Genomic DNA, 25,290 nt, shown 5'->3' with positions numbered 1-25,290 from the left:
CGTCACCGGATTCTCGCCATGTTCGTCAGCCACGCTCACTTTTCCCCTTCGGAACGTTGATCTCCCATTCGGTGCCCTCCCCCGGCCCGGTTTGCAGGACTGCAGTGCCGCCGAGCACCTGCACTCGACCGAGAATGGACTTCGATACTCCCATGCGGCCTTCGGCTTCGGCCTGCGCCAAGCGACCCTCGGGGATTCCGACGCCGTCGTCGCGGATGCTGACGATCACCTCGTCCGGCAAATCTTCGAGCAATACGTATGCCTTCGCCGCGGGCCCGGCGTGCAGCCCGACATTGGACAGAGCATTGTCGACGATGGCTGCCAGTTCGATGGCTCGATCACGCTCGATCACGACGGGGTGCGCGGGCGTCGACACCGACACCGACGTGCTTGCCTGCGTGGTCAGCAGCGGACACAGATCCACTGTCTGTCCGCCGACGTCTGCCGCGGCGCCCGAAACCTGCTCGGAGATCAGCATTCTCAAGGCGACCTCCTGCTCACCGGCCAGAGCAGCCAGTTCAGCTGCCTCGCCGCCGAGTGCCGCACCTCGCCTGCGCACCATCGCCAGCACCTGCAGAACGCCGTCGTGTACTTCGCGTGCCAAACGCTCGCGCTCTTCGGTGGCCGCCGCCAGACGGACGGCTTGCTCGAGTTGTCGATGCGAGCGCCGAGCGGTGGTGGTGGCCAAGCCCAACGCCAGACCGACCGATACGAGCACGGGAGCCGTCGCATCGCGCCAGAGGTCCAGGTTGACCTGGTCGCGGATGATCGCGCTGGCCGCCGAGATGACAACTCCGGACGCCATACCGAGCCACGGCCCGCCGAGAATTGCCGCGGAGATGACCGCGTTGGTGGCCCACAGCGTGGTGGGCAGCGTCTGGTGATTCTGATACCACTCGTGGTCGGAGACCAGCCTCGTCGACGCCATCAGCAAGATGACGACCACCTGATCGGCGATCACCACCTGATACCGCGGCAGCTTCTTCCCGAACAAAGCACCGGATGTCCCGAGCAACAGTGCCGACACCCCGGTCCACACGGCCATCAGAGCGACGAAGAACCAGCTGAGCCGAGAGTTGGTGTAGTCGGAGGCCGAGGCGAACTGGTAGCTGATCGCGTACACCAGCGTGACGAGCCGAAATGCCTGCGCCGCCCGCCACAGCGGGGCATCAGGGTCGGTGTCGACGCCCGACGCCTCGCGAACGGTCGGCTGATAGTGCAGCCGACGACGGCGGGTGGGCTCAGTCATCGGGAGGAGTGGGGTTCACGATGCGAGGCTCGGCGCGCGGCTCGTCGGGTTCGGCGGGGAACAGTGGGGTTTCCGGATCTTCGACGTGCAGTTCGGCGTACGCGATGTCCGGGTCGTCGGCGAGAAGGGAACGAATAGCGGTATTCAGGACCGCGACGATCGGGACAGCCAAGAGCCCGCCGACGATTCCAGCGAGAACGATGCCCGTTGTAATGGCGAGAACGACTGCCAGCGGATGCAGGCGAACAGCGCGACCCAACAACAGCGGTTGCATCACGTGCGCTTCGAGCTGCATGACGCCGATGATGATGCCGAGGACGATCAGCGCCGTCAGGAAACCCTTCGTGACCAGAGCGACAAGCACCGCGAGAAAACCGGTCAGAAATGCACCGACGATCGGAATGAACGCGCCGATGAACACCAACGACGCCAGCGGCAGGGCGAGCGGCACCCCGAGGATCGCCAGGCCGGCACCGATACCGATCGCGTCGGCGGCGGCAACCGCGACCGTGGCGCGCACGTAGCCGATCAGCGACCCGAAACCTGCAGAACCGGCGATCCGTACGCGACGACGCGCGTCGGTGGGAACGATCCGGGTGACGAACTGCCAGATCTGATCGCCGCCGTAGAGGAAGAAGATGAGAGTGAACAGCGTCAGCAATGCCCCGGTGAAGATCTCGCCGATGACTGTCGCCGTGGTCAAGGCGCCGCTGGTCAGGGACTCACGATTGGATTGCACCGACTTGACGACCGAATCACCTGCCTGGCGGATCTGATCCTCGCTGAAGTGCAGCGGACCGCTGGTGAGCCAGTTCTGAATTTGCGTGACGCTGGCCGTGAACTGGTCGGTGAGCTGGGGCAACCCGTCGATGAACTGCTCGACGACAAACGTCATGATTCCCGCGACCAGTCCGATCGAGGCAAGCAGAACGACGATGACGGCTGCCGAGCGGGGAACACCCCACACCTGTAGCCGATCGACAATCGGGATCAGCAGAGCTGATGCCAGCAGAGCCAGCCCCACCGGGATGAGCACGGTTTCGAGGCGGAGTACGACGTACCCGAGAACCAACAGTCCGGCGAAGATCACAATGAGGCGCCACGACCATTCCGCAGCGATGCGCACGCCGGGATGCACCGCCCGAGCGTCGGCGGAGATGGGTTTGTTCATCCTCGATGCTCGCTCCGCACGCCCCCTGTTTGCGTTCACATCGCGAGCCTAACCGGCCCGGCCGACACAGGTGAGCGGACGAATAATCGGACGCGCGTACCAACACTTCGACCTCTGCCAGCTAAATTGAACCCTGTGCGGGCCTCATACAGAGCAATAGCGGTGACCATCCGCAGCCGGTGGCCCCTCTATATGCTCTCCATGCTCGCAGCCAATCTGATCGGCGCGGTACTGGTCTTTGCCTTCGTCCGGTACGGCGTGCCGATCCAGGAGTCCGACGCGATAGTTGCCGACCGGGTCCGCAACTTCGCGATCTTCGGCGTGTACCTGGCATTCGCCGGCGCCGTCAGCCTCACGGCGGCGGCGATGATGTTGAAGTCGGTCATTCGCTGGCGGCTGCGCGGGGGTCCACCCACGAGGTCCGAGCAGATGGCGGCACTGCACGCGCCGCTTCGCCAGGCCATCGTCCACCTGGTGCTGTGGATTCTGGGCGGCATCATCTTCGTGTTCCTGACCATCACCGAGATGCCCGGACTCGCGATCGCCGTGATCGTGACGGTCTGCATGGCCGCGACCACGACCTTCGGGTTCACCTACATGCTCGGTGAGCGCATTTTGCGTCCGGTCGCCGCCCAGGCCTTGAGCGAGGGCGAATTCGATCGGACCATGGCGCCTGGCGTCGGAACCCGGCTGGCGATGACCTGGGGTCTCGGCACGCTGATGCCCGTCGCAGGCATCATCTTGCTGTGCTCGACGCAGCTCACGACCGATCTCGAGTTCTCCCCCGACTCTCTCGCGTGGGCGATCCTGCTCATCTCGATCATGGCGATCGTGCAGGCCTTTGCGCTGTCGATGCTGACGGCTACCCAGATCTCCGATCCGATCCGCCAACTGCGACGCGCCATCGAGCGGGTGCAGCGCGGCGCCACCGACGTACGCGTCGAGGTGTTCGACGGCAGTGAGATCGGCCGGCTGCAGGTCGGCTTCAACCGCATGATGAAAGAGTCCGACGAACGTCGTCTGCTGCGTGAGCTGTTCGGTCAGCACGTCGGCGAGGACGTGGCCCGGCGCGCGTTGAAGTTCGGTACCGAGCTGGGCGGCGAAACTCGATTCGTGGCAGTTCTGTTCGTCGACATGGTCGGATCCACCGGTGCCGCGGCCGAGCGCCCGCCGGGTGAAGTGGTCGAACTGCTCAACGAGTTCTTCCGTGTGGTCGTCGACGTCATCGATCGTCACCATGGTTTTGTCAACAAGTTCATGGGTGATGCGGCACTCGCCATCTTCGGTGCACCACTCGATCGGCCCGACGCTCCGACGGCAGCCCTCGCTGCGGCTCGCGAGCTGCGGTTCAAGCTCAACGACATCACCGGCCTCGACGTCGGAATCGGTGTGAGCGCGGGGCTCGCGGTCGCCGGCAACATCGGTGCTGCCGAACGTTTCGAGTACACCGTGATCGGTGATCCGGTCAACGAGGCGTCACGGCTCACCGAGCTCGCGAAACTTCGGCCCAGCCGGGTGCTGGCGTCGACGAGCGCGTTGTACTTCGCCGACGAAGAGGAACAGGCCGAGTGGGAACTCGGCGAGCAAGTCCAACTGCGTGGGCGCCGACGACTGACGCATCTGGCGTGGCCCGAAAAGTATCCAGAGGTCGATCCGGATCAAATTGGTTAGGGTGAGTCGATGGCTCAGCCTGGAAACACCCCACGGCGACTGAGACGACCACGCTCGCCCGTGGCCGAGACCAGTCGGGCCAGAGGGCGCTTCTGGTGGCTGAAGTGGGTGCTCGGGATAGCACTCATCGCCCTCCTGATAGTCGAAGGCGCATATCTCTGGCCCAGGCTAAGTGAGGCCTGGCGGGTCCTGACCGAAATCCATTGGGGTTGGGTGGCCGCGTGCGTCGCGGCCCAACTCATTTCACTCAGCGGTTACGCGTCCGTTCAACAACGTCTGCTCAATGCCGCTGGTGTGGTTGCCGGTCACCTCAAGAACCTCTCGGTCATCTATGCCAGTACGGCAATGGCGCTGACGTTGCCTGCGGGCCAGGTCTTCTCCACTGCGTTCACGTACAAGCAGACTCGAAAGTGGGGCGCTACACCGGTTGTCGCATCCTGGCAGTTGGCGATGTGCGGTGTCATCGCCGCCGCGACTCTGGCACTACTCGGCGCTACCGGCGCGGCGGCGTTCGGCACCAAGGTCAGCCCGGTGACGCTGACGATTTCGCTCGTCGGCATGGCAGCACTGTTTCTGGCGTTGCGATACATAGCCCAGAATCCCGGCAGCATCGAGCGCATCGGGCACCGAGTTCTGGCGCTGTACAACCGTTCTCGCAAGAACCCGACCGGGCGCGGTATGCACCGTTGGTCCGAAATCCTCAAGCAACTGGATTCGGTCGAGCTCAGCCGCACCGACTCGGTCATCGCATTCGGGTGGTCGGCCATCCATCGTGTCGCCGATGTCGCTTGTTTGGGTTTCGCATGCTGGGCGGTGGGCGCGGAACCCTCCTTCGCGGGGCTCCTGATTGCCTTTACCGCCGCCAAAGCAGTCGGCAGCATTCCGCTGCTGCCCGGCGGGCTGGGCTACGTGGACACCGCACTGATCACCGCGCTGACGATCGCCGGTGCCAGTGGAGCGCAGGCAATTGCGGCATGGTTTGTATATCGGATGGTCAGCTTCGTCGGGGTCGCTGTCGCCGGTTGGATCGTCTTCTTGATCACTTTCCGTGCAACCCACCACGAAGACCTCGAGATGGACCTCGAGTTCGAACGCCGCGAACAGCCGGGCGTCTAGCGTCGCAACGCTGCCGCCATGTCGTCGAGGTGTGCCCGACTGATCCGTACGGCTGCCTCCGCGTCGCCGGCTTCGATGGCGTCCACCAACATTCGATGCTCGTCCGCGTCGGGCTGGCTGTGGGGATGCAGGTCCAGAACCGCGATCAACTCGATCAACGCAGCCCGCAGACGCGGTACAAAGGTCTCGAAGAGTTCCGACAGCACGGGATTGTGTGCCGCGTCCACCACTGCTCGGTGGACGGCGATGTCGGCGTCGACGAACGCTGCGTCGCCAGAGTGCGCTGCGGCAGTTCTACCGTCGAGCGCTTGCCGCAGAGCCGCGACGTCAACGGCATCGCGCCGCTGCGCGGCGAGGCGAGCTGCTTCGATCTCGACCGCGTTGCGCACCTCGACGACGTGAAGGATCGCCTCGGCTTCGAGCACTCGGGGCCACTGATCCGGAGGCGTCGTACTCCGTAGGAAGACCCCGGCGCCCTGCCGCGATTCGAGCAGGCCAAGGCCCGCGAGAGTCCGCACTGCTTCCCTGATAGTGGACCGCCCGATACCCAACTGCGCAGCAAGAGTGGTTTCACCTGGAAGTTTCGCGCCGACTTCCCATTCACCGCTCACGATCCGCGCGCGTAGCAACTCCGCGGCCTGGTCGGTGAGCAGCCGACGCTCGACGATCGGGGACACGTGAACTCCTCAGGTTGTCTGATAAGTGATTTCGTTCTAGTGTAGCCCGCATGGCTACAGGAGCACTCCTTCTCGACTGCCGCGGCGGGGCCTGAAAGACCGGCACCCCTCCGCGGGGTTTCGCCATGCCGGTCTCTCGACTCGACCGCAGGAGAAACCGAAGATGAGTACTACCCGCGCCAACCGCTGGAACAACCAGAAGCCGTCACCCATGCCGTCCGAGCGCTATCGCGCCGCGTGGGATCGCGTCGACATTCCGACTTTCGAGCGGACGTGGCCGTCCAATCGCACCACCGCGGCACCCCTGTGGGTGCCCGTCGATCTGCGTGACGGCAACCAAGCCCTCGCAGAACCGATGGACCCCGAACGCAAGCGTCGAATGTTCGAACTGATGGTGGCGATCGGCTACAAGGAAATCGAGGTCGGCTATCCCTCTGCGAGCCAGACCGATTTCGATTTCGTTCGCGACCTGGTGCGCTTCGATCTCGTTCCCGACGACGTCACTATCGTCGTATTCACTGCCGCGCGTACGGATTTGATCGAACGGACATATCAATCGATCGAGGGGCTGCCTGACGCGGTCGTCCACATGTACACGGCGACTGCGCCGACGTGGAGAAACGTCGTTCTCGGCAAGGAGCGAGAAGAGTTGCACGACATGATTTTCCGCGCCGCGCAAGACGTTGCTCGTGGCGGCGAAGGCCACGACGGCTGGCGATTCGAGTTCTCACCCGAGGTCTTCAACCTCACCGAACCCGACTACATCCTGCAGGTCTGCAACAGTCTCACCGAACTCTGGGACGCCAGCCCCGATCGCCCGGTCATCCACAACCTCCCTGCCACAGTCGAAATCGCCACCCCCAACATCTATGCCGATCAGATCGAATACATGCACCAGAATCTGGCCCGACGCGATTCGGTGATCCTCTCGGTCCACCCGCACAACGACCGCGGCACCGGCGTTGCGTGCGCCGAACTGGCAGTGCTGGCCGGCGCGCAGCGCGTCGAGGGATGCCTGTTCGGCAACGGCGAGCGGACGGGCAACGTCGACCTGGTCACGCTGGGGCTCAATCTGCATGCACAGGGCGTCGATCCGGAAATCGACTTCTCCGACATCGACAAGATCCGTCGAACGGTGGAGTACTGCAACAGAATTCCCGTCCACGAACGCCACCCGTACGGCGGCGATCTCGTGTACACGGCATTTTCCGGAACCCACCAGGACGCGATCAAGAAGGGCTTCGCGCATCACTACGAGAGCGCGGAGGCTGCCGGCGTCGATCCGGGATCGGCGCCGTGGGCGGTCCCTTACCTGCCGATCGACCCCGCCGACGTCGGCCGCGACTACCAGGCGGTCATTCGTGTGAACAGCCAGTCGGGCAAGGGCGGAATCGCATATCTGCTGCAGACCGAGTACGGGGTCGAACTCCCCCGGCGCCTGCAGATCGACTTCGCCTCGCGGGTGCAGCTCGAAACCGACGACTCGGGCACCGAAATGACTGCCGACCAACTGTGGAAACTGCTGCTGCGCGAGTACGGGTACAACGGAGGAGTGCGTCGGTACTCACTGGAACACACCGCCGACGGTGATCAGTTGTTCGTTGCCATCGATCGCGACGGGCGCGAGGTCACCGCCGCGGCCAGTGCGTCCGGGCCGGTCGAGGCATTGAGCAAAATCCTGACCGAACAGGGCTCGGCCGTCGAGGTTGTCTCGCTCACCCAGCATTCACTGCCCCGCAACCCGAATTCTTCCGGGAGTGCGAATTCGGCAGTCACCATTGCAGAGTGCGTGGTGAACGGTGAAGGACGCTGGGGCATTGCGGTGCATCAGTCGGTGACAGCGTCGGCGCTTCACGCGGTCTATGCCGCAAGCACAAACACTGTGATGCAGCTCACATGATCTTGCGGAAGGATTTCCTGGGGTCCATAGTTGAAGCTACAAGAACTTGAACATTCAACTACTTATTCAGGAGCTTCCATGACCACCGCAACCTTGCCCGCATTGACCGCCGGAACCTGGGTCATCGACACCGTCCACTCCACTGTCGGATTCTCGGTTCGCCACCTCATGGTTTCCAAGGTTCGTGGAACGTTCGACGAGTTCTCCGGAACGATCACCGTTGCCGAAGACGGAACCCCGGCCGTCGAGGCCGAGATCTCCGTGGACTCCATCAACACCAAGAACGAGCAGCGCGACGGCCACATCAAGTCCGCTGACTTCTTCGACGTCGAGAAGTTCCCGAAGGCCACCTTCAAGTCCACCGCAGTGCGCTCCAAGGGCAGCGACTTCGTCCTCGCCGGCGACTTCACGCTCCACGGCGTCACCCGCGAGGTCGAGCTGAACCTCGAGTTCAACGGCGTCAACCCGGGCATGGGCCAGGGCCCCGTCGCCGGATTCGAGGCCACCACCGTCATCAACCGCAAGGACTTCGACATCTCCATCGAGATGCCCCTCGAAGGCGGCGGAGCAGTTGTCGGCGACAAGATCACGATCACCCTCGAGATCGAAGCCGGCCTCCAGGCCTAACAACACTGTGCGCCTTTATTAACCGCCCGCGGTTAATAAAGGCGCACAGTCGTATGGTGTGAGCGTGAAGAAGTACGCACCATTCCTGCTGATCGACGCCATTCTTGTCATAATCTTCTGCGCGATAGGGCGCCGTACCCACGAGGAAGCCAATGCGCTCGCCGGTCTGGCGAAGACATCCTGGCCCTTCCTGACCGGCCTGGTGATCGGATGGGCTGCCACGTTCGCGCTCTACCGCGACAAGTTCAACGCCGTTCTCCTTGTTCCCACCGGCGTTGTCGTTTGGCTCGGCGCCGTCGTCTTCGGGATGATCCTGCGAGTGTTGAGTGGCCAGGGCACCCAGTTCAGCTTCATCGTCGTCGCGACGCTGGTCCTCGGCGCGTTCCTTCTCGGTTGGCGCGCACTCGCTCCGCTGGTAGTGAAAATCCGCACCAAGTCGTAACCAAACTCCACGGCTCGGAACCACCCGAAATGCCCGAGCACGTAGGACACTTTTCGGATGAGCAACACTACGGAGCCCGTCGAACGTAGCGAGAAGGAAGACCGGGGGTTCTTCGGCCAACCCTTTGCGCTGGCGAACCTGTTCGGCGTCGAGATGTGGGAGAGGTTCTCCTTCTACGGGATGCAAGGCATCCTCATCTATTACCTGTACTACAGCGTCAGCGACGGCGGCCTCGGCATCAGCCAGGCGGCAGCGACCAGCATCGTCGGCGCGTACGGCGGCACCGTCTACCTGTCGACGATTCTCGGGGCGTGGGTGGCCGACCGACTGCTCGGCTCCGAGCGCACGCTCTTCTACAGTGCTTCGCTGGTGATGGCCGGCCACATCGCACTGTCGGTTCTTCCCGGCATGTGGGGTGTCGGCGTCGGCCTCGTCATGGTCGCCTTCGGCAGCGGCGGCTTGAAGGCCAATGCGACCTCTCTGGTCGGAGATCTCTATTCCGAACAGGATGTTCGCCGCGACGCCGGATTCTCCATCTTCTACATGGGCATCAACATCGGCGGTCTTGTCGGTCCGCTGCTCACCGGAGCCGTCCAGGACGCCTGGGGATTCCACGCCGGTTTTGCTCTCGCTGCCGTCGGCATGGCGCTCGGCCTGATCCAGTACACGCTGGGCCGCAAGCATCTTCACGGAATCGGTGCCGAACCAGGCAACCCGTTGCCCGCGGACAAGCGCGCACTCTACATCGGGATCGGCATTGCCGCGATCGTCGTCGTCGCGGTCGCCTCCGTCACCGGCTTGATCACGGCGGACAACATGTCCGACGTCGTTGTCGGACTCACGATCGTCGCGTCGGTCGGTTACTTCCTCCTCATGCTCACCAGCAAGAAGGTCACCAAGGTCGAACGCAGTCGAGTCTTTGCGTTCATCCCGATGTTCATCGCGAGCGCGGCCTTCTGGTCGCTGTTTCAGCAGCAGTTCACCACCGTGCCGGTGATCTCAGACAAGCTCCTGGACCGCAATCTCTTCGGTTGGGACTTCCCGCCGACGTGGGTACAGTCGATCAATCCGGTGTTCATCATCATCTTTGCCGGGGTGTTCGCAGCGATGTGGACCAAACTCGGTGACCGTCAGCCGTCGTCGCCGATCAAGTTCGCGCTCGGTACCGGCACGATGGGTCTGGCGTTCCTGGCGTTCATCCCGATCACCGGGGGCGGACCGAACAGTGCACCGCTCCTCGGCCTTGCCGGTGTGCTTCTGCTCTTCACCTTCGCCGAACTCTTCCTGTCCCCCGTCGGCCTTTCCCTTGCAACCAAACTCGCGCCCGAGCATTTCCACACTCAGATGGTGGCGTTGTTCTTCTTGTCCGTTGCATTGGGTTCTTCGATGGCGGGAACCTTGGCCGGTTACTTCGACATCGACGACAGTCGCCCGTTCTTCCTGATCATCGGTTTCTCGTCGATCGGAATCGGAGTGATTCTTGCTCTTGCCTCGCCGTGGATCAAGAAGCTGATGCAGGGCGTGAAGTGAACGGGCTCACTTCACCCACAACCACAGAGCCAACACGAATCCCGCTAACGCTACTGCCACACGCAGTACCGATGGCGGGATTTTCTTGACGACGGGCGGGCCACACCAACCTCCGGCCAACGCGCCGAGCGCCATCGCCAACGCGGCCACCCAATGCACCTGTCCGGAGAAGGCGAAGATGAGTGCAGCCACAAGATTGGCGATGCCGAGAAAGAAACTCTTCAGGATCGTTGCACGCCATACCGTTTCGGAAGTGAGGATGAGCGTCGCAGCCAGGAAGATGACGCCGGCACCGGCACCGAAATAGCCGCCGTATACCGCGACGGCGAACAGTGCTGCGGAGTAGATTCCGGGGCGGTCGCCGCCGCCGGACAACTCACGAATCTTCGGTTGCAGCAGCAGCGCGAGCGAGGCGAACACGACCATCGCCGGCACAACGGATTCGAACGAACCTTCCGGTGCCAGCCACAGGATGAGGGCACCGATGATGCCACCGGCCGCCGAATAGAGAGACCAGCGAACAAGTTTCGGACCGGTATCGGCAACTTCACGGGACGAGTTCGCCAACGCTCCGACGCCGACGGCCACCAACGCGACGGTATTGGTCATGTTCGCGCTGACCGGTGAGAGCCCGACGCTCAGCAGCGCCGGATACGAAACGATCGATGCAAGACCGGTGACAAAACCGACTAGACCGCTGAAGAATCCCGCTACGACGAGGAAAAGGAAATCGAGCAGGTTCACGAACCAGGAATCTACTCGCGGTGCCCGGTACTACTTGTCGGCAGGCTTGCCGAGTTCCTGGAAGAGCTTGTCCGTCATCTGCATTGCTCGATCGCCGCCGTCGGCGTCTGCGACGAACACTGCGAATGCGAAGTCTCCGCGTGATCCGTAGAACCAGCGATCGTCACCGCTCGCTGCACCGGCCGCCATCATGTCCGGGTACCCAGCCAGTCCGCCGGCGCCTCGCATGGCGTCACGCAGACGATTGTTGACGTCGCCGGGCAATGCCGTCGGCGTGACGTCGGCGGTAGCCGGTTGTCCGAAGACCATCATCGGCATCGGGGCACTGCCGCGGGCGATCGATGCCGCGAGCATCGCCATTCCGAACGGAGTTACCGTCGGCGCGCTCGCGTCGTTGGACGTCTTGTTGGCCATGACGTTGTTCATCGCCTGGTCCACGCCGGGGCGGTTCGCGGCAAGCACTGCTGTCTGCTGTTCGAGTCCCTGAATGTGGAAGCCGTTGCCGAGTCCGAGTTGCTGCCCGGTGTCGGCCAACTGCTCGGCTGACACGGCGCCGGGGTCGACGCCGTTCTGCATCGACGATGCGAGACGGACCAGATCGAGGGCACCGCCGGCCGGGCGCAACCCGGTGAAGGCGATCGGGCCCTGTTCGATGGCCTGATTGTTCTGTGCGGCAGCCAGAATGGCGCCGTCCGACGGGCGGATCGCGACGATGGCCGCAGGAGTACCTGCACTGACGACAGCTTCGATCGCGGCGAGTTGAGCGTGCGAGTCGAGGGTCGCGGCGACGTCGGGGCCGGGAGGTCCCTGGAAGCCGGCTTGCTTGATCGGGAATCCGTTGGGCTCGACCAGATTGACCGCCCAGCCGGCGGTGGCGTCGCGATTGGCCTGCCACACGGTCCGCAGTGGGTCCAGCAACGGCGAGTTGATGCGACGGTCGGAGGCGATCAGCTTGGGTGTCTTGACCACGACGACACCGGGGATCGCAAAATCGCTTTCCAGGTAGGCGTAGTCGGGATCGCGGAGCAGTACGGCGGTGACGGGCTTGCCGGGGTTTGCGGCGAGGTCGGCCAACATCGACTCCGAAGTGACCAACGGTGCGACAGGTTCGAGCACCGTGGCGAGGCGACGAGTGGTGTCGACGGGGTCCGGCATGGTGGCCGGGTCGAGAGTGATCGCGTTGATGGTCTGCTCGTTCATGAGCAGGGTGCCGGTGCTGTCGACTACCTTCGGCGGCGCTGCGTCCGTGCGGGTGTACGAAACGGTGCGACCGTTGCCGAGGTCGGGGACGAGGACCGACGGGTCCCAGGACACACGCCAGCCGACCGACAGATCACGAACCTCACCCTGCGACTGGTAGCTCCAGTCCTTGCCTTCGCCGAAGTTCCAGGACGCGTCGAGTGTGAAGAGTCCGGAGTCGCTACCCAGATCCATGACCTGAGCGACGTCGAAGTCGGTGGACTTGGCGGCCAGTCCGTCGAACATCTGCTGGATCGACGGCCGCGCCGCGTTGGGGTACGACGTGAGCGCCGCGGCAGCTTCGGCGTCGTGGTTGTTGAGGGCGGTGACGAAGTCCTCCACCACCGAGGCGGCGTCGGATTTCTTCTCCCCACCGATGACACACGACGCGAGCGCCACTGTCAGAACGACAGCAGTTATCGACGCAACGACATATTTTCCACGACGGTTGTGCTGTCCTCCGGGCCCCATGCATGTAACTCTTTACTTCTGTCACACGAGTAACAAGCACGGGATGCCTACGAACGTGTCACGGTTGAGCTACGACGGCGTGATCCAACTGCAACGGAAAACAGGTTTCAGCGCAGAAAAGTGCCCGCTACCTGCACTGCAGGCGAAGAGCTGTCCGCACCCGCGATGAATACCGCAAATGCGAGGTCTCCCTTGATTCCGACAAACCACCCATGTGCCGGGCCACCCTCGGTTTCGGCCGTGCCGGTCTTGCCGAGAAGCCCCGCAATGTCCTGCAACGACGTCGCCGTACCGCCTGTGACGGTCTCGCGCATCATCACCCGCAACTGTTCGGTCACCTCCGCGGGAGCGGGTACAACGGTCTGATCTGCCACGCCGGGCTGTCCCTTGACCAACATCGGCGCGGGTGTCGTTCCGTTGGCGATCGAGGCCGCCACGAGAGCCATCCCGAAGGGCGTGGCGGTCACCGTGCCCTGTCCGATCGCGGACTCGACGCGTTCGGCGGGGGTGTTCGCGTCAGGGACGTTGCCCGTCACCGTCGTGAGTCCGGGGGTGACGTAGTCGACGCCGAGCCCGAACTGCAGCGCCGCCTTGTGCAAAGCATCGGCGGGCAGACCGACGGCCATCCTCGCCATTGTGGTGTTGCACGACTTCGCGAACGCGGTGTGCAGCGGAACCGATCCGAGGTCGAACTCGTCGTCGTTGGGAATCTGACGGCCCTCGATGTTCTCGGTACCCGGGCACGGCAGAACGGTGTCCGGTGTAGCGACACCGGCTTGCAGGGCCGCGGACGTCGTCACGGTCTTGAACGTCGAACCCGGTGGGTACAGGCCGGTCAGAGCGATCGGGCCCTGTGCGTCGGCGGGGGCGTTCTGGGCCACCGCCAACACCGCTCCGGTCGACGGCTGCAGCGCAACGATCGCCGCCTGTTGTGTCACCCCGGCGAGCGCATTCTCGGCCGCGAGTTGCATCGGTCGGTCGATCGTTGTCGCGATGTTCGGAGCAACCGGCCCGTCTTGGCCGGCGACGGTGGTGACGGTTCCGTTCTGCTTCACCTGCTGTACCGCCCAGCCCGCGGACTTGTCCTGCCCCTCCTGCCACAGATCGGACAACCCACTGAAAGTCGGCGACGCCAGAGTTTTGTCCACCGAGAGCAACCGAGCCTGCGGCGCCAAGCTCACTCCGGGAATCGCCGCCAACCTCTCCTCGATCGGTGCAAGATCCTCGGCCCGCAAAGTGATTGCGGTGACCGGCTTCCCACTTGCCGACGCAAGATCGCCGCTCAGCGATGCCGCCGTGATCGTCGGTGCGACGGGCGAGAGAAGGGCCGCCACGGCTGCCGTGTCCACCGGGGGCACCGCGGCGGAATCGAGATTGACCAGCGTCACCACCTGCTGCTCCATGATCGGCTGGCCCGCCGCGTCCAGCACCGACGGCGGAGCACCGGTAGTGGGTGTGTAGCGCAAGGTCGTCGAGGAGGTCAGGTCCGGAGCCAACAGCGCCGGGTCCCACTGAATCAGCCAGTTGTCCCCGCTTTTCGACGCGTTTCCCTGCGTCGAGTAGTTCCAGTCCTGACCTTCACCGAACTTCCACGCCGCATCGAGTGTGAACTTCCCCGCAGAATCACCGGACTCGGTGGCGTCGGAGACGGTGAATGTTCCCTCGTCCTTGCCCAGCCCGTCGATCAGAGCCGAAATCGCAGTCGACGCCGCCGCCGGATCGGTGGTCAGGGCTGCCGCCGCTTGCACGTCATCGGACGTGAGCGCGGAGGCGAACTCCTCTGCCACTGATTTCGGCTGGTCAGGGCCAGAACTGCAGGCAACTACCGATCCTGCGGCCAATACCCCCAGAGCCACGGCAGCCACGGGACGACGGAAAGTTCGGAAGCTCTGACGAGCGTGTGAAAGGCGCACGACTCCGATCATGCCCGAATTTGTGGCGCCAGTTCGACTATCGGTGTAATCATGTAATCAGTGCAATAAATGCACGCCACACTCCACCAGCTCTCCGAGGAGAACGCCATGAAGAACTCACAAAACTCCGGCGACCGCAGGTTCGGCCGTCCCGGAGGTTGGCAACAGGCGTCGGTTCCCGACGCGAGTGATGCGTCCGACTGGTTTGCCGGTCGACTTCCAGATGACTGGTTCACCGGAACGGCCGACGTCCAGGTCGACCGCGAAGAAATCGTCGTGATCGGTGAACTCCCGGCAGTCGACGGTGGCGAGGCCGCCGCGGACGGAAGGATCTCACGCTTTCGCGAAACCACGCGCGCCGACCGGATGCGCATCGCCGACGAGGCCGAGGCTCGCTACGGGCGCAAGGTCGCCTGGGGTGTACGTCTGGACGAAAAGACCGTCCTGTTCACACATCTCGCAGTTCCGGTGATGACACGACTACGTCAGCCCGAACGCAAGGTTCTCGACACCTTGGTGGACGCGGGAGTTGCTCGCTCCCGAGCGGACGCTCTCATGTGGACAGTCCGGTTGGCGGGCAAGCACAGCGAACAATGGCTCACCGAACTCCGCGAAGCGATGTCGAAGGTCGACGACCTCCGATCCGAGGGTCCGAAAATCTGACGGCCCGAAAATCTGAGCACCGAACACCGACGAGACCGACAGCACAGAATAATTCGATTGCCCGGGACCGTTCGAGTGTTCTAACCTGGAACACGAATCATTCCCGACAGAACAGGAAACGGGCCGTTGCTCCTCTAGAGGTTCATCACGCGAAGGCACTCGCACCCATCAGCACTTGCTGAGCCGGGCGCACAGTCCAAGCACCCTCTGGAGTACTCATGACCCAATCCCATCTTTCTCTGTCGCTCTCGGATCTCACCTTCATCTGGCCGGACGGCGAATCAGTCTTTTCCCACACCAATTTTGTATTCCCCAGTGGCCGTGTCGGTCTCGTGGGACTCAACGGATCGGGAAAGTCGACTCTGCTGCGGTTGATCGCGGGAGAGCTCTCACCGGAATCCGGATCCGTGACCGCTTCCGGCGAGGTCGGCTACCTCCGTCAGGACATCACACTCGATCCGAGCGTTCGGGTGGATGACATCCTCGGTATCCACGAACTCCGAAACGCATTGCACCGCATCGAAACCGGCGACGGCTCCGAATCCGACTTTGCGCTCGTGGACAACAACTGGGATATCGAGGAGAGCGCCCTCTCCACCTTGCATCGACTCGGCCTCGAGAAGGTGGTTCCGGATACCGCAGCATTGAGCCGAACTGTCGGCACCCTCTCCGGCGGAGAGACCGTCTTACTCGGCTTGACCGCAACGCTGCTGAAGAATCCACAGGTACTTCTCCTGGACGAGCCGACCAACAACCTGGATCGCGACGCTCGATCACGAGTTCATGCTGCAGTCCAACAGTTTCCGGGAACCGTGCTGATCGTCAGCCACGACCGGGAACTGCTCGACACCGCGGAGTACACGATCGAACTACGTCGGGGGGATCTACGCGTGTTCGGCGGCAACTACTCGCACTACCAGGAGGTCGTGACCGCTGAGCAGGAAAACGCACTCGCCACCGTTCGCGACGCCAAGGCCGATCTGGCAAAGCAGAGCCGCGAGCTGATCGACGCTCGAACGAAACTGGACCGGCGTAAGCGCTATGGGCAGAAGATGTTCGAGAACAAGCGGATGCCGCCGATCATCGCGCAGACACGAAAACGTCAGGCCCAAGTTTCAGCGGGAAAGCTGGCCCTCAACCATATCGGGAAGGTGGACGAGGCCAAGTCTGTCCTGTCGGAGGCAGAGGAACTCCTTCGAGACGATCGCGAGATTCGTCTGGATCTGCCTGCTACAGAGGTTCATCCGGGGCAGCAGGTTGCGCGGCTCGACGAGGTGCCGTTGCAGAGCGGCCAAGTGGTATCGCTCCAGATCACCGGGCCGGAGCGGATTGCGATAGTGGGACGCAACGGAATCGGCAAGACGACGTTGCTCGATGCACTCGCCGCGTCGACTCCGTTCGTAGCCTCTCGTGCGCTCCCCCAACGTCTCGACGTGTTCGACGAGGACCTCTCGGTGGCGGACAACGTCGCGTTGGCCGCGCCACACGCGACAGCCGAGGAAATTCGCGGGCAGTTGGCACGGTTCCTTTTCCGGGGAACGGATTCCGACGTATCGGCATCCGCACTCTCCGGCGGTGAACGATTGCGTGCGGCGTTAGCCACGATCCTGCTGGCCGAACCCGCGCCCCAGCTGCTTCTTCTCGACGAGCCGACCAACAACCTGGACCTACCGAGTCTCGCCCACCTCACGCAGGCACTTTCCGATTTTCGCGGCGCCATGGTGGTGGTGAGTCACGATCTGCCGTTTCTGCGCGACATCGGTATAACGCGGTGGATCAGCATGGACGAGAATGGTCTTCGAGACATCGATCCCGAGTAGGCCGACGGTTGACGCTATCGGTGCTCGACGGTCTGGCCTACCGTGGGGCGATGTGCCTTCACCTCGACGCAACCGCCGCGCTGTCGCTCGCAGGTTGGGTTCGCGAAGAACCTACTCGATCGGCCTCTGCCCCAGTTCCGCAACCACTGGTCGGCGGTTGTGACCAACTCGTAGTGTGGGCGAGTTCCTTCTCCGTACTTGCCAGTTCCGACGACCAGGTGTGGTTTCTCTCGGCGGAGAACTATGCCGGTGGCGTTGGCGTCAGCGATGAGGCGTTTCCCTGGAATGCGTTCCGGCACGAGAGCCTGGCGGTCGCTTCCGGGCCGGCGGAACGCGCGGCGATCAACGCCTTCTGGTCCACTCACCTCCCGGTCCTGATGTCGGTCCGCAATGGGTACGAGTACTTGGCGCTCGCACCCGACGGTCAGGTTGTCCGTGGAGGAGAGCCGGAGTTCGAGGAGGTCACCATCGTCGCCGCTGATTTCGAGGCTCTGATTCTGGGCATAGCCGCAGGCGTCAGCACTGCAGACCCCTCCACCGATGCATTGCTTGGAACAGTGGGTACTGCCCCGCCGGGCAGTGACCGGTAGCTCTGGGGGAGGCCGAGTTGACGGCCCGACTGTTCGTGAGAGTCCACGCCATCCGTCGAATGGGACCGGACGACTACTCGAGTTCACGTGCGTAGCAACTGGCACCCATACTGGACGGGTGTTGCACGACGTGAGAAATCCGGTGGACGGTGCGCGGATCACCTATCAGATCGTGGGCGATGGCCCACCCCTGTTGATGGTGCACGGCACAGCGTTGTCGCGCTCCATCTGGCGTGGCTTCGGGTACGTCAAGGCACTTCAGGAGCAATATCGTCTGATCCTCGTCGACATGCGGGGTCACGGACGCAGTGACAAACCACACGACTCCGATTCGTATGCAATGGATCTGGTGGTCGGCGATCTCCTGGAGATCCTCGACACGGAGTCTCCGTTCGAACCGGCACACGTCCTCGGATACTCGTTCGGCGGACGTTCGGTGATGTCGCTGACAGTCGAGCACTCCGAACGGGTGCGATCGCTGACCGTCGGGGGCGGTAGCAGCCGACCGATGACGGGCGCGTTCGACGCATTGTTCTTCCCGGGCTGCATCGACGTACTCGAAAGCGGCGGTATCGAGGGATTTCTGACCGGTTGGGGCGTGAGGCGCGGCAAACCGGTGGATCCTCAGACTGCGACTGCCTTCCGAATCAATGATGCCCTCGCGCTCGCTGCCTACATGCGCGGCGCAGAGAAGGAGCACGGCATCGACGACGCCGTGCTGCAACGGATCACCACACCGGCGTTGTTGTTCGTCGGATCGAGAGATCGCGAGCGCCTGCCGGATACCGAGCATCTCGCGTCGCTGATCCCGGACAGTGCCTTGACTGTGATCGAAGGGGCTGACCACGCAAGCGCAGTCGCAGACTCCGATGCTGTACTGCGTGCGCTCATTCCGTTCCTGAGCCGACAGTAGTCCACCTTCAACCGCTCACTACTGCGATGTGAGCACTCTCGACTCCAGCGCGGTCACCGTTGGTTGCCGTAAGTCCAAGCGCCTCAACAACTGGGCATTCGCGGCAACGACCACAGTGGATACCGACATCAGGATTGCTCCGACCTCCATCGGCAGCACGAACCCGACGGGCGCCAGTACTCCCGCAGCGAGGGGAACCGAGATCGCGTTGTATCCCGCTGCCCACCAAAGGTTCTGAACCATCTTCCGGTAGGTGGCGCGGGAGAGCTCGATGACCGAGCTCACCGAACGCGGATCATCGCTGGCCAGAACAACTCCCGCCGACGCGATCGCCACGTCGGTTCCGGCACCGATCGCGATGCCCACATCCGCCTGGGCGAGTGCCGGCGCATCGTTGACCCCGTCACCGACCATCGCCACGCGGTGGCCCTCAGCCTGAAGCCGAGATACCTGCGCTCCCTTGTCCTGCGGAAGCACTTCGGCGAAAACTTCGTCGATCCCGAGCCTGCGAGCCACCGAATGGGCCACGGCCTCCGCGTCTCCGGTGACCATGGCCACCCGCACACCGCGAGCATGGAGGGCGTCGACGGCCAATGCTGATTCCGGGCGAATCTCGTCGGCCAATGCCAATGCGCCGATTACCTTCTCGTCACGCACTACATGCAGGACGGTCGACCCGTCACTGAGCCACTCTTCGGTCCCCGGGATCGCGGTGGCCCCGACCGATCGCAGCATCCCCGGTCCGCCGACACCGACGCGTGCACCGGCGACGTCCGCAGCAACCCCGATCCCGTTGTGCGCCCGAAAGTCGGAACCCGAAGTGAATTCGAGCGACAACTCCCGCGCCGCCGCGACGACGGCGCGCCCGAGTGGATGTTCGCTGTCGAACTCGACGGCAGCCGCTGCGCTGAGAACGTCGTCATCGGAATACCCGTCGACACCGCGTACACCGACCACTGCGGGCTCCCCCTTGGTGAGAGTGCCGGTCTTGTCGAAGAGAACGGTGTCTACGTTACGCATCGCCTCGAGGGCCATGCGGTCGGTGATCAAGATCCCAGCCCGAGCCGCCCGTTCCGTCGCGATCGAGACGACCAGTGGAATCGCCAACCCGAGCGCGTGCGGGCAGGCGATCACCAGAACGGTGATCGTCCGGGTGACTGCGCTCTCCGGGGTGCCCCAGATACTCCAGGCGATCGCGGTCAGCACTGCCGCGCCCAGTGCGTACCAGAACAGCAGAGCAGCGGCCTTGTCCGCCAACACCTGCGCGCGACTCGACGAGTTCTGGGCTTGCTCGACCAGGCGCCGGATACCGGCGAGCGCGGTGTCTTCTCCCACGGCGGTGACTCGAAGCCGAAGTGCCGAGTCGGTGGCTACCGTGCCGGCCACCACCTGATCTCCGACAGTCCGGCGGACGGTCTTCGACTCGCCTGTAATCATGGATTCGTCCATGTCGGCGCTTCCCTCGACCACCGTTCCGTCCGAGGGAACACGGGCGCCGGGACGAACTATCACCAGGTCGCCGGTCGCCAGAGCTGCGGTGGGCACGGTTTCCACCGATTCCCCCACCACCCGTTCTGCCTCGTCGGGCAGCAAAGCGGCAAGTGAATCCAAGGCGCTCGATGTCTGACTGAGCGAACGCATCTCGATCCAGTGGCCCAACAACATGATCACGATCAGAAGCGCGAGCTCCCACCAGAAATCGAGAGTGTGATCCACCCAGTGCAGACTCGCAGCCCATGACGCGAAGAAGGCCACGGTGATCGCGAGCGCGATCAACAGCATCATTCCCGGCTGCCGAGAACGGATTTCGGCAACAGCGCCGGTGAGGAACGGCTTGCCACCCCAGAAGTACATCACCGTGCCGAGTACCGGTGAGATCCATTCCACCAGAGAGTTTTCCGGCAGTGTGTACCCGACCAGATCAGCGAACATCGCGTCTGCCGCAACGACCGGAACCGCGATGACCAGCATGACTGCAAACAACGTCCGGAACTGTGCGACGTGATCCCCGTGACCACCGTGTGCCCCATGCTCCATCTGGCCATGGCTCATCTCGCTATGGTCCATCTGACTATGGTCCATCTGGCCATGGTCCATCTGACTGTGATCCATGTGGCGGTCATCCCCTCGCGTGTGATTGCAGCACAGCACCGGTCAAGCCATCAGCCTCGAACGTATGCCCAGGTAGCCACCCGAGCAAGGTCACGCGGCCAAGGCCTCCTGTTCAACTCCCCTTCAACATCGCTTCCATCTGAGTGATTTCCGCCTGCTGACCGGCAATGATCGCTTCTGCCATCTTCTCCGCCGACGGGTCGAGCCCGTTGTCGAGTTCGGTCTGGGACATGGTGATGGCACCCTTGTGGTGCTCGATCATCATCGTCAGCCACAACTTGTCGAACTCCGCGCCACTGGCATCGGTGAGGGCGGTCATGTCGTCGGCCGACATCATTCCCGGCATCTCGGCCATCCCGACGCCGTGTCCCGCGTGCGCCGACTCATCCATGCCCTCCATCGAACTCGACGAAGGCTCGGGGCGTCCCCACTCCGTCAACAATTCGGTCATCTGAGCCATCTCCGGGCCTTGCGCTGCCTCTATCTGCGCTGCAAGAGAGAGAAGTTCGGCATTGTCGGTTCGACCGTCGACCATTCTGGCCATGTCCAATGCCTGCGCGTGATGCGGGTACATCCCTTCGAGAAACTCGATGTCGGCAGCATTGACACCCGAAGGAATCTCCGACTGTGCTGCAACACTGGTTGTTTCGGAAGAATAGTTGATGCTCTCCCCGGAGTTGTCCGAGCATCCGGCAATCAACAGTGCTGCCGCTGCCACAACCGGAACGAACCGCGCGGCGCTCTTCCTGACCGTCAAAGACATGTTTTCACTCCCGAGAATTGATTCTGTTCGATATGCACTGCACCACAATTGATTTGACAAGAGTGCTGCACATGCACAGTTGCCACGTTACCGGCGAAAATCCACCGCGAAGCCCGATAACCGGCTCGAACAGGCTTCCTTCATCGAATCTTCACAGTCGAGTGGAAACCACCACGCGCCAGCAATGCAGACACGCAGTCGACTAACCTCGGTCTGATGAGCGCCGAACTACGACCTGGCGAGGAACCGGGGCGCGTTCTTGTCGTCGACGACGAGACTGCCCTCGCCAAGGTTGTCGCCAACTATCTGACACGCGAAGGATTCACCGTGCGCCTCGCCCACGACGGGCCGAGCGCAGTACGTTCGGTGCGCGAATTCGAGCCCGCGCTGATAGTGCTCGATCTGATGCTCCCGGGCTTCGACGGCATGGAAGTCTGCCGACGAATCCGTACCTTCTCTGATGCGTACATCCTGATGCTGTCCGCCCGCGGTGAAGAGTCGGACAAGGTGACCGGACTGGCGGCCGGCGCAGACGACTACGTGGTCAAACCCTTCGGCCCCCGCGAACTGGTTGCGCGAGTGAAAGCACTGCTCAGACGGCCACGCGCGTCGAGCATGATGCCAAAAGTGCTGCCGACGCCACCCGGTCTCGACATCGACGTCCTCGCCCGCACCGTGCATGTCGACAACCACCCTGTCGATCTCACTCCCACTGAGTTCGCGTTGCTCTCCGCGCTTGCATCTCGACCCGACGCTGCCTGGAGTCGGGCCGAGATCATCGCCTCGGTGTGGGGCTCGTCCTGGTTCGGGGACCAGCACATCGTCGACGTCCATGTGCGTGCATTACGCCGCAAACTCGGCGACGACGCGACCGATCCTCGGTTCATCAGAACCGTCAGGGGCGTCGGATACTCCCTGAGGTCGTCATGAACGAGGTCGTCATGAAGAAACTCGGGCTACGCGGAAAACTGCTGCTGGCGCAGCTTGTCGTCCTGTTCGTCTCCTGCCTCGCCATCGCCGCAGTCGCCATTGCCGTCGCTGCCCCGCTCTTTCACAACCACCTCATGATGGCCGGCATCGAAGACTCGAATGTCCGTACCCACACCGAAGAGGCATTCGCTCAGACCATGACCATTGCACTGTTGTGCGGGATCGCGGTCGCACTGGTAGGCGCAGGCATCGCCGCGGTCTACATCGTCCGACGCATCACGGCCCCGATCTCAACGCTGGCGGAGGCGGCGCAAAGCGTCGCAGACGGGAACTTCGACGTGACTATCGGCAGGTCCGACGTAGATGCCGATTTCACGCGTCTCGAAACTGCCTTTGCCGACATGGCGGCACGCCTTGATCATTCGGATCGGGTCCGCAAACGCCTGCTTGCCGATCTTGCCCACGAATTACGCACTCCGGTATCGACTTTGGCTGCGTACGTGGACGGCATCGAGGATGGCGTCCTCCCCACGGACAACTCTTCATGGTCGGTCATGCGCGATCAACTCGAAAGACTGCGTCGGCTCTCTTGCGATCTGGCGGACGTCTCCGCGGCCGACGAACACGCTCTCGAACTCGATCGCCGAGACGAGAAGATCGACGACATCGTTTGCAGCGCAACGGCAGCAGCGGCGCCACGTTTCGCCGATCGTGGAGTCGAATTGACGACCGCGCTACCTCCGCAACCGATCACGGCCGAGGTCGATCGCCAACGAATCGAACAGATCCTCGCCAATCTGCTCGAAAACGCGTTGCGGCACACTCCGAGCGGAGGTTCGGTGACGGTGACACTCGCACGGGAAGGTGACCACCTCTCGGTGTCCGTCACCGACACCGGTGACGGAATTCCCGCAGACCAACTCGAATCAGTCTTCGACCGTTTCCATCGCGGTGATCGATCCGACGGTTCCGGTTTGGGGCTCACGATTGCGCGCAGCCTCGCGCTCGCACACGGCGGCGATCTGTCGGCGCTCCGAAACGAGCAACCTCTCGGCAGCACGCTGATCCTCACCTTGCCGACAGGTTTCAGGCTGCCGCTTTGAACGGATCGTGCTCGGCGATCAGCTTCTCGAGTCGAGCCTCGTCCACTCGAACTCTGACAGTGGATGCCTCCTGCTGATCACGAATCACCTTGGCCAACGTGAACGTACTGGTGACCAAGAACAGCAAGGACATTCCGAGAAATCCGCGTTGCCACGCATCGATCGGAAGATACGCAATTCCGAGGAGGGTGCCGACAAAACTGACGGCAAAGGCTATTCCGGCCTGAAGATAGAAGGCTGCAGTGGTCTTCGAGGGTGTTGTCGGTGTGCTCATGCTTCGAAGTCTGCTCGCCCATCCCGGCACTCGGATGCGTAGTCCTACTCGAGTGCGCACAGTACTTCCCCGGCAAAAATCAGATGCCGTCACCCATCCTGGTGGATAGTCTCGGTCCGGTATCCGGAGTTGTTCCAGAACAGTCAGACGGCAGGAGTGATCGATGACCCGCAGACATATCGCCATGGTGAGCATTCCGGCACCGGGCCACGTCAATCCGAGCCTGGCGATCATCGCGCGTCTCGTCGCCGCCGGTCACCGCGTCACCTATGCCAACGACGAGTCGATGCGTGAGATCATCGAGGCGACCGGGGCCGAATTCGCACCGTACGTCTCCACGCTGCCCAGCCTCGTCCCTTCTCCCGACGGCGCCGAACCGGAGAAGAGCTGGGACGGGGATCTGATCGATCAGTTGACGATTTTCCAGGACGATTACGAGTCGATGCTGCCGCAGCTACGCCGAATCTACGAAGACGATCGCCCTGACCTCTTTCTCTACGACATCGCCGGCATTCCGGCACGAATACTGGCTCAGCAGTGGGGCGTTCCCATCATCCAGTTGTCGCCGACGTACGTTGCCTGGGACGGTTACGAAGCCGACGCCGCACCGATGTACGACGAAATTCGTTCCGATCCGAGAGGCGTCGACCTGCTCGATCGGGAGACCCGGTTCTTCCGCGCCGAAGGCGTCGAGGTCGATCCACGTGAGTTCACCGGACGCCCACCCCGTGCAATCGTGCTGATCGCAGAATCGATGCAGCCCAACGCCGATCGCGTGAACCGCGACGTCTACACGTTCGTCGGCCCCGCACTCGAACCGAGCAGTCAACCTTGGGTGAACCCGGATCCCGAACGCAAGCTCTTGTTGATCTCGCTGGGTTCAGCATTCACCGATCATCCGGATTTCTACCGCACCTGCGTCGAGGCTTTCGGCCAGATGGACGGCTGGCACGTCGTCCTCCAGATCGGAAAGCAGGTGCAGATCTCAGATCTCGGACCATTGCCCGACAACGTCGAAATACACCGTTGGGTACCGCAGTTCGCGATTCTGCAGCAGGCCGACGCGTTCGTGACCCACGCGGGTATGGGCGGATCCAGCGAGGGACTGGTGACCGGGACACCCATGATCTCAGTGCCGCAAGCCGTCGATCAGTTCGGCAACGCCGACTCGCTCGTCGACGCCGGTGTCGCAGTACGCGTCGACAGCGCTACCGTCACGGCAGAAGAGCTTCGTGAGGCGCTGACTCTGGTGAGCGCCGACGAGTTCCGCCGACGCAGCGCGGAGTTGGCAGAAGAACTCGCAGCGGCGGGCGGTGTGTCCCGTGCCGTCGAATTGATCGAAGCCGCTCTACCCGGCAGCGGGCCCAGATAA

22 protein-coding genes are annotated in these 25,290 nt (G+C 62.9%); 13 read left to right on the top strand and 9 right to left on the bottom strand.

Features of this window, described 5'->3' with window-relative positions:
* Nucleotides 1-25: 25 nt before the first annotated feature.
* Nucleotides 26-1,249, bottom strand: coding sequence for a MacS family sensor histidine kinase (macS, locus tag BH682_RS05200; protein ID WP_007734482.1), 1,224 nt, complete (start codon nucleotides 1,247-1,249; stop codon nucleotides 26-28).
* Nucleotides 1,242-2,420: an AI-2E family transporter gene (locus tag BH682_RS05195; RefSeq protein WP_007734480.1), complete on the bottom strand. Its 1,179-nt coding sequence runs from the start codon at nucleotides 2,418-2,420 to the stop codon at nucleotides 1,242-1,244. Before BH682_RS05195 ends, macS begins: the two co-directional genes overlap by 8 nt.
* 192 nt (nucleotides 2,421-2,612) lie before the next feature.
* Between BH682_RS05195 and BH682_RS05190 the strand changes: the two genes are divergently transcribed.
* Together BH682_RS05190 and BH682_RS05185 are read left to right on the top strand one after the other, a co-directional pair.
* The gene (locus tag BH682_RS05190) at nucleotides 2,613-4,091 is read left to right on the top strand and encodes an adenylate/guanylate cyclase domain-containing protein (RefSeq protein WP_003945952.1); all 1,479 of its coding nucleotides are present in this window, start codon (nucleotides 2,613-2,615) and stop codon (nucleotides 4,089-4,091) included.
* Between the two features lie 9 nt (nucleotides 4,092-4,100).
* Nucleotides 4,101-5,207, top strand: a complete 1,107-nt coding sequence (locus BH682_RS05185) for a TIGR00374 family protein (protein ID WP_058039159.1) — start codon at nucleotides 4,101-4,103, stop codon at nucleotides 5,205-5,207.
* Here BH682_RS05185 and BH682_RS05180 read toward each other — a convergent pair.
* On the bottom strand, nucleotides 5,204-5,884 hold the full coding sequence (locus tag BH682_RS05180; RefSeq protein ID WP_075832313.1) for a FadR/GntR family transcriptional regulator: 681 nt from the start codon (nucleotides 5,882-5,884) through the stop codon (nucleotides 5,204-5,206). The genes BH682_RS05185 and BH682_RS05180 overlap by 4 nt on opposite strands.
* 163 nt (nucleotides 5,885-6,047) lie before the next feature.
* Here BH682_RS05180 and BH682_RS05175 point away from each other — a divergent pair, with 163 nt between their 5' ends.
* The 4 genes from BH682_RS05175 to BH682_RS05160 all read left to right on the top strand — a co-directional run bounded on the left by BH682_RS05175 (nucleotide 6,048) and on the right by BH682_RS05160 (nucleotide 10,383).
* Nucleotides 6,048-7,784 carry a 2-isopropylmalate synthase gene (locus BH682_RS05175; RefSeq protein ID WP_058039160.1) on the top strand — a complete coding sequence of 579 codons (1,737 nt, stop codon included), beginning with the start codon at nucleotides 6,048-6,050 and terminating at the stop codon, nucleotides 7,782-7,784.
* Between the two features lie 78 nt (nucleotides 7,785-7,862).
* Nucleotides 7,863-8,411 carry a YceI family protein gene (locus tag BH682_RS05170; protein ID WP_003945643.1) on the top strand — a complete coding sequence of 183 codons (549 nt, stop codon included), beginning with the start codon at nucleotides 7,863-7,865 and terminating at the stop codon, nucleotides 8,409-8,411.
* Between the two features lie 64 nt (nucleotides 8,412-8,475).
* Complete coding sequence (locus BH682_RS05165; RefSeq protein ID WP_050655475.1) at nucleotides 8,476-8,853, top strand: DUF3054 domain-containing protein; 378 nt, start codon at nucleotides 8,476-8,478, stop codon at nucleotides 8,851-8,853.
* A 57-nt stretch (nucleotides 8,854-8,910) separates the two neighbouring features.
* A complete protein-coding gene (locus tag BH682_RS05160; RefSeq protein ID WP_003945468.1) occupies nucleotides 8,911-10,383 on the top strand; it encodes a peptide MFS transporter in 1,473 nt (490 codons plus the stop codon).
* Between the two features lie 6 nt (nucleotides 10,384-10,389).
* Here the strand turns inward: BH682_RS05160 and BH682_RS05155 are convergent, their stop codons facing one another.
* The 3 genes from BH682_RS05155 to BH682_RS05145 all read right to left on the bottom strand — a co-directional run bounded on the left by BH682_RS05155 (nucleotide 10,390) and on the right by BH682_RS05145 (nucleotide 14,762).
* A complete protein-coding gene (locus tag BH682_RS05155; RefSeq protein ID WP_075832311.1) occupies nucleotides 10,390-11,127 on the bottom strand; it encodes a sulfite exporter TauE/SafE family protein in 738 nt (245 codons plus the stop codon).
* A gap of 30 nt (nucleotides 11,128-11,157) precedes the next feature.
* On the bottom strand, nucleotides 11,158-12,837 hold the full coding sequence (locus BH682_RS05150; RefSeq protein WP_003945897.1) for an NTF2-like N-terminal transpeptidase domain-containing protein: 1,680 nt from the start codon (nucleotides 12,835-12,837) through the stop codon (nucleotides 11,158-11,160).
* 107 nt (nucleotides 12,838-12,944) lie between these two features.
* Nucleotides 12,945-14,762 (bottom strand): penicillin-binding transpeptidase domain-containing protein, encoded by a 1,818-nt coding sequence (locus BH682_RS05145; RefSeq protein WP_075832309.1) that lies wholly within the window; start codon nucleotides 14,760-14,762, stop codon nucleotides 12,945-12,947.
* Between the two features lie 96 nt (nucleotides 14,763-14,858).
* Between BH682_RS05145 and BH682_RS05140 the strand changes: the two genes are divergently transcribed.
* The 4 genes from BH682_RS05140 (at nucleotide 14,859) to BH682_RS05125 (ending at nucleotide 18,736) form a co-directional block, all read left to right on the top strand.
* Nucleotides 14,859-15,413, top strand: coding sequence for a hypothetical protein (locus tag BH682_RS05140; protein WP_003945732.1), 555 nt, complete (start codon nucleotides 14,859-14,861; stop codon nucleotides 15,411-15,413).
* Nucleotides 15,414-15,631: 218 nt separating this feature from the next.
* A complete protein-coding gene (locus BH682_RS05135) occupies nucleotides 15,632-17,233 on the top strand; it encodes an ABC-F family ATP-binding cassette domain-containing protein (protein WP_075832308.1) in 1,602 nt (533 codons plus the stop codon).
* An 8-nt stretch (nucleotides 17,234-17,241) separates the two neighbouring features.
* Nucleotides 17,242-17,823 (top strand): hypothetical protein, encoded by a 582-nt coding sequence (locus BH682_RS05130; protein WP_223304686.1) that lies wholly within the window; start codon nucleotides 17,242-17,244, stop codon nucleotides 17,821-17,823.
* A gap of 142 nt (nucleotides 17,824-17,965) precedes the next feature.
* On the top strand, nucleotides 17,966-18,736 hold the full coding sequence (locus tag BH682_RS05125; protein WP_075835159.1) for an alpha/beta fold hydrolase: 771 nt from the start codon (nucleotides 17,966-17,968) through the stop codon (nucleotides 18,734-18,736).
* Nucleotides 18,737-18,754: 18 nt separating this feature from the next.
* Here BH682_RS05125 and BH682_RS05120 read toward each other — a convergent pair whose 3' ends face one another.
* Nucleotides 18,755-20,833, bottom strand: a complete 2,079-nt coding sequence (locus BH682_RS05120; protein ID WP_083954745.1) for a heavy metal translocating P-type ATPase — start codon at nucleotides 20,831-20,833, stop codon at nucleotides 18,755-18,757.
* 127 nt (nucleotides 20,834-20,960) lie between these two features.
* The gene (locus BH682_RS05115) at nucleotides 20,961-21,611 is read right to left on the bottom strand and encodes a DUF305 domain-containing protein (protein ID WP_070162131.1); all 651 of its coding nucleotides are present in this window, start codon (nucleotides 21,609-21,611) and stop codon (nucleotides 20,961-20,963) included.
* Between the two features lie 216 nt (nucleotides 21,612-21,827).
* Between BH682_RS05115 and BH682_RS05110 the strand changes: the two genes are divergently transcribed.
* Nucleotides 21,828-22,541, top strand: coding sequence for a response regulator transcription factor (locus BH682_RS05110; protein ID WP_075832302.1), 714 nt, complete (start codon nucleotides 21,828-21,830; stop codon nucleotides 22,539-22,541).
* 11 nt (nucleotides 22,542-22,552) lie between these two features.
* Nucleotides 22,553-23,644: a sensor histidine kinase gene (locus BH682_RS05105; protein ID WP_064074163.1), complete on the top strand. Its 1,092-nt coding sequence runs from the start codon at nucleotides 22,553-22,555 to the stop codon at nucleotides 23,642-23,644.
* Here BH682_RS05105 and BH682_RS05100 read toward each other — a convergent pair.
* Nucleotides 23,628-23,918 carry a YiaA/YiaB family inner membrane protein gene (locus BH682_RS05100; RefSeq protein WP_003945505.1) on the bottom strand — a complete coding sequence of 97 codons (291 nt, stop codon included), beginning with the start codon at nucleotides 23,916-23,918 and terminating at the stop codon, nucleotides 23,628-23,630. The two genes, BH682_RS05105 and BH682_RS05100, sit on opposite strands and share 17 nt — an antisense overlap.
* A 163-nt stretch (nucleotides 23,919-24,081) precedes the next feature.
* Between BH682_RS05100 and BH682_RS05095 the strand changes: the two genes are divergently transcribed.
* A complete protein-coding gene (locus BH682_RS05095; RefSeq protein ID WP_075832300.1) occupies nucleotides 24,082-25,290 on the top strand; it encodes a macrolide family glycosyltransferase in 1,209 nt (402 codons plus the stop codon).

The sequence above is a fragment of the Rhodococcus sp. YL-1 genome (assembly GCF_001942025.1).
Classification (GTDB): Bacteria; Actinomycetota; Actinomycetes; order Mycobacteriales; family Mycobacteriaceae; genus Rhodococcus_F; species Rhodococcus_F qingshengii.
The sequence above is the reverse complement of the archived record's forward strand: the minus strand, read 5'-3'. Positions and strand labels throughout refer to the sequence as shown.

What these genes read in the sequence shown, in the direction of transcription:
- macS (WP_007734482.1), bottom strand. Translation starts at nt 1,249, where the DNA reads ATGACTGAGCCCACCCGCCGTCGTCGGCTGCACTATCAGCCGACCGTT.
- BH682_RS05195 (WP_007734480.1), bottom strand. Translation starts at nt 2,420, where the DNA reads ATGAACAAACCCATCTCCGCCGACGCTCGGGCGGTGCATCCCGGCGTG.
- BH682_RS05190 (WP_003945952.1), top strand. Translation starts at nt 2,613, where the DNA reads ATGCTCTCCATGCTCGCAGCCAATCTGATCGGCGCGGTACTGGTCTTT.
- BH682_RS05185 (WP_058039159.1), top strand. Translation starts at nt 4,101, where the DNA reads ATGGCTCAGCCTGGAAACACCCCACGGCGACTGAGACGACCACGCTCG.
- BH682_RS05175 (WP_058039160.1), top strand. Translation starts at nt 6,048, where the DNA reads ATGAGTACTACCCGCGCCAACCGCTGGAACAACCAGAAGCCGTCACCC.
- BH682_RS05170 (WP_003945643.1), top strand. Translation starts at nt 7,863, where the DNA reads ATGACCACCGCAACCTTGCCCGCATTGACCGCCGGAACCTGGGTCATC.
- BH682_RS05160 (WP_003945468.1), top strand. Translation starts at nt 8,911, where the DNA reads ATGAGCAACACTACGGAGCCCGTCGAACGTAGCGAGAAGGAAGACCGG.
- BH682_RS05150 (WP_003945897.1), bottom strand. Translation starts at nt 12,837, where the DNA reads ATGGGGCCCGGAGGACAGCACAACCGTCGTGGAAAATATGTCGTTGCG.
- BH682_RS05145 (WP_075832309.1), bottom strand. Translation starts at nt 14,762, where the DNA reads ATGATCGGAGTCGTGCGCCTTTCACACGCTCGTCAGAGCTTCCGAACT.
- BH682_RS05140 (WP_003945732.1), top strand. Translation starts at nt 14,859, where the DNA reads ATGAAGAACTCACAAAACTCCGGCGACCGCAGGTTCGGCCGTCCCGGA.
- BH682_RS05135 (WP_075832308.1), top strand. Translation starts at nt 15,632, where the DNA reads ATGACCCAATCCCATCTTTCTCTGTCGCTCTCGGATCTCACCTTCATC.
- BH682_RS05120 (WP_083954745.1), bottom strand. Translation starts at nt 20,833, where the DNA reads ATGGACCATGGCCAGATGGACCATAGTCAGATGGACCATAGCGAGATG.
- BH682_RS05115 (WP_070162131.1), bottom strand. Translation starts at nt 21,611, where the DNA reads ATGTCTTTGACGGTCAGGAAGAGCGCCGCGCGGTTCGTTCCGGTTGTG.
- BH682_RS05110 (WP_075832302.1), top strand. Translation starts at nt 21,828, where the DNA reads ATGAGCGCCGAACTACGACCTGGCGAGGAACCGGGGCGCGTTCTTGTC.
- BH682_RS05105 (WP_064074163.1), top strand. Translation starts at nt 22,553, where the DNA reads ATGAAGAAACTCGGGCTACGCGGAAAACTGCTGCTGGCGCAGCTTGTC.
- BH682_RS05100 (WP_003945505.1), bottom strand. Translation starts at nt 23,918, where the DNA reads ATGAGCACACCGACAACACCCTCGAAGACCACTGCAGCCTTCTATCTT.
- BH682_RS05095 (WP_075832300.1), top strand. Translation starts at nt 24,082, where the DNA reads ATGACCCGCAGACATATCGCCATGGTGAGCATTCCGGCACCGGGCCAC.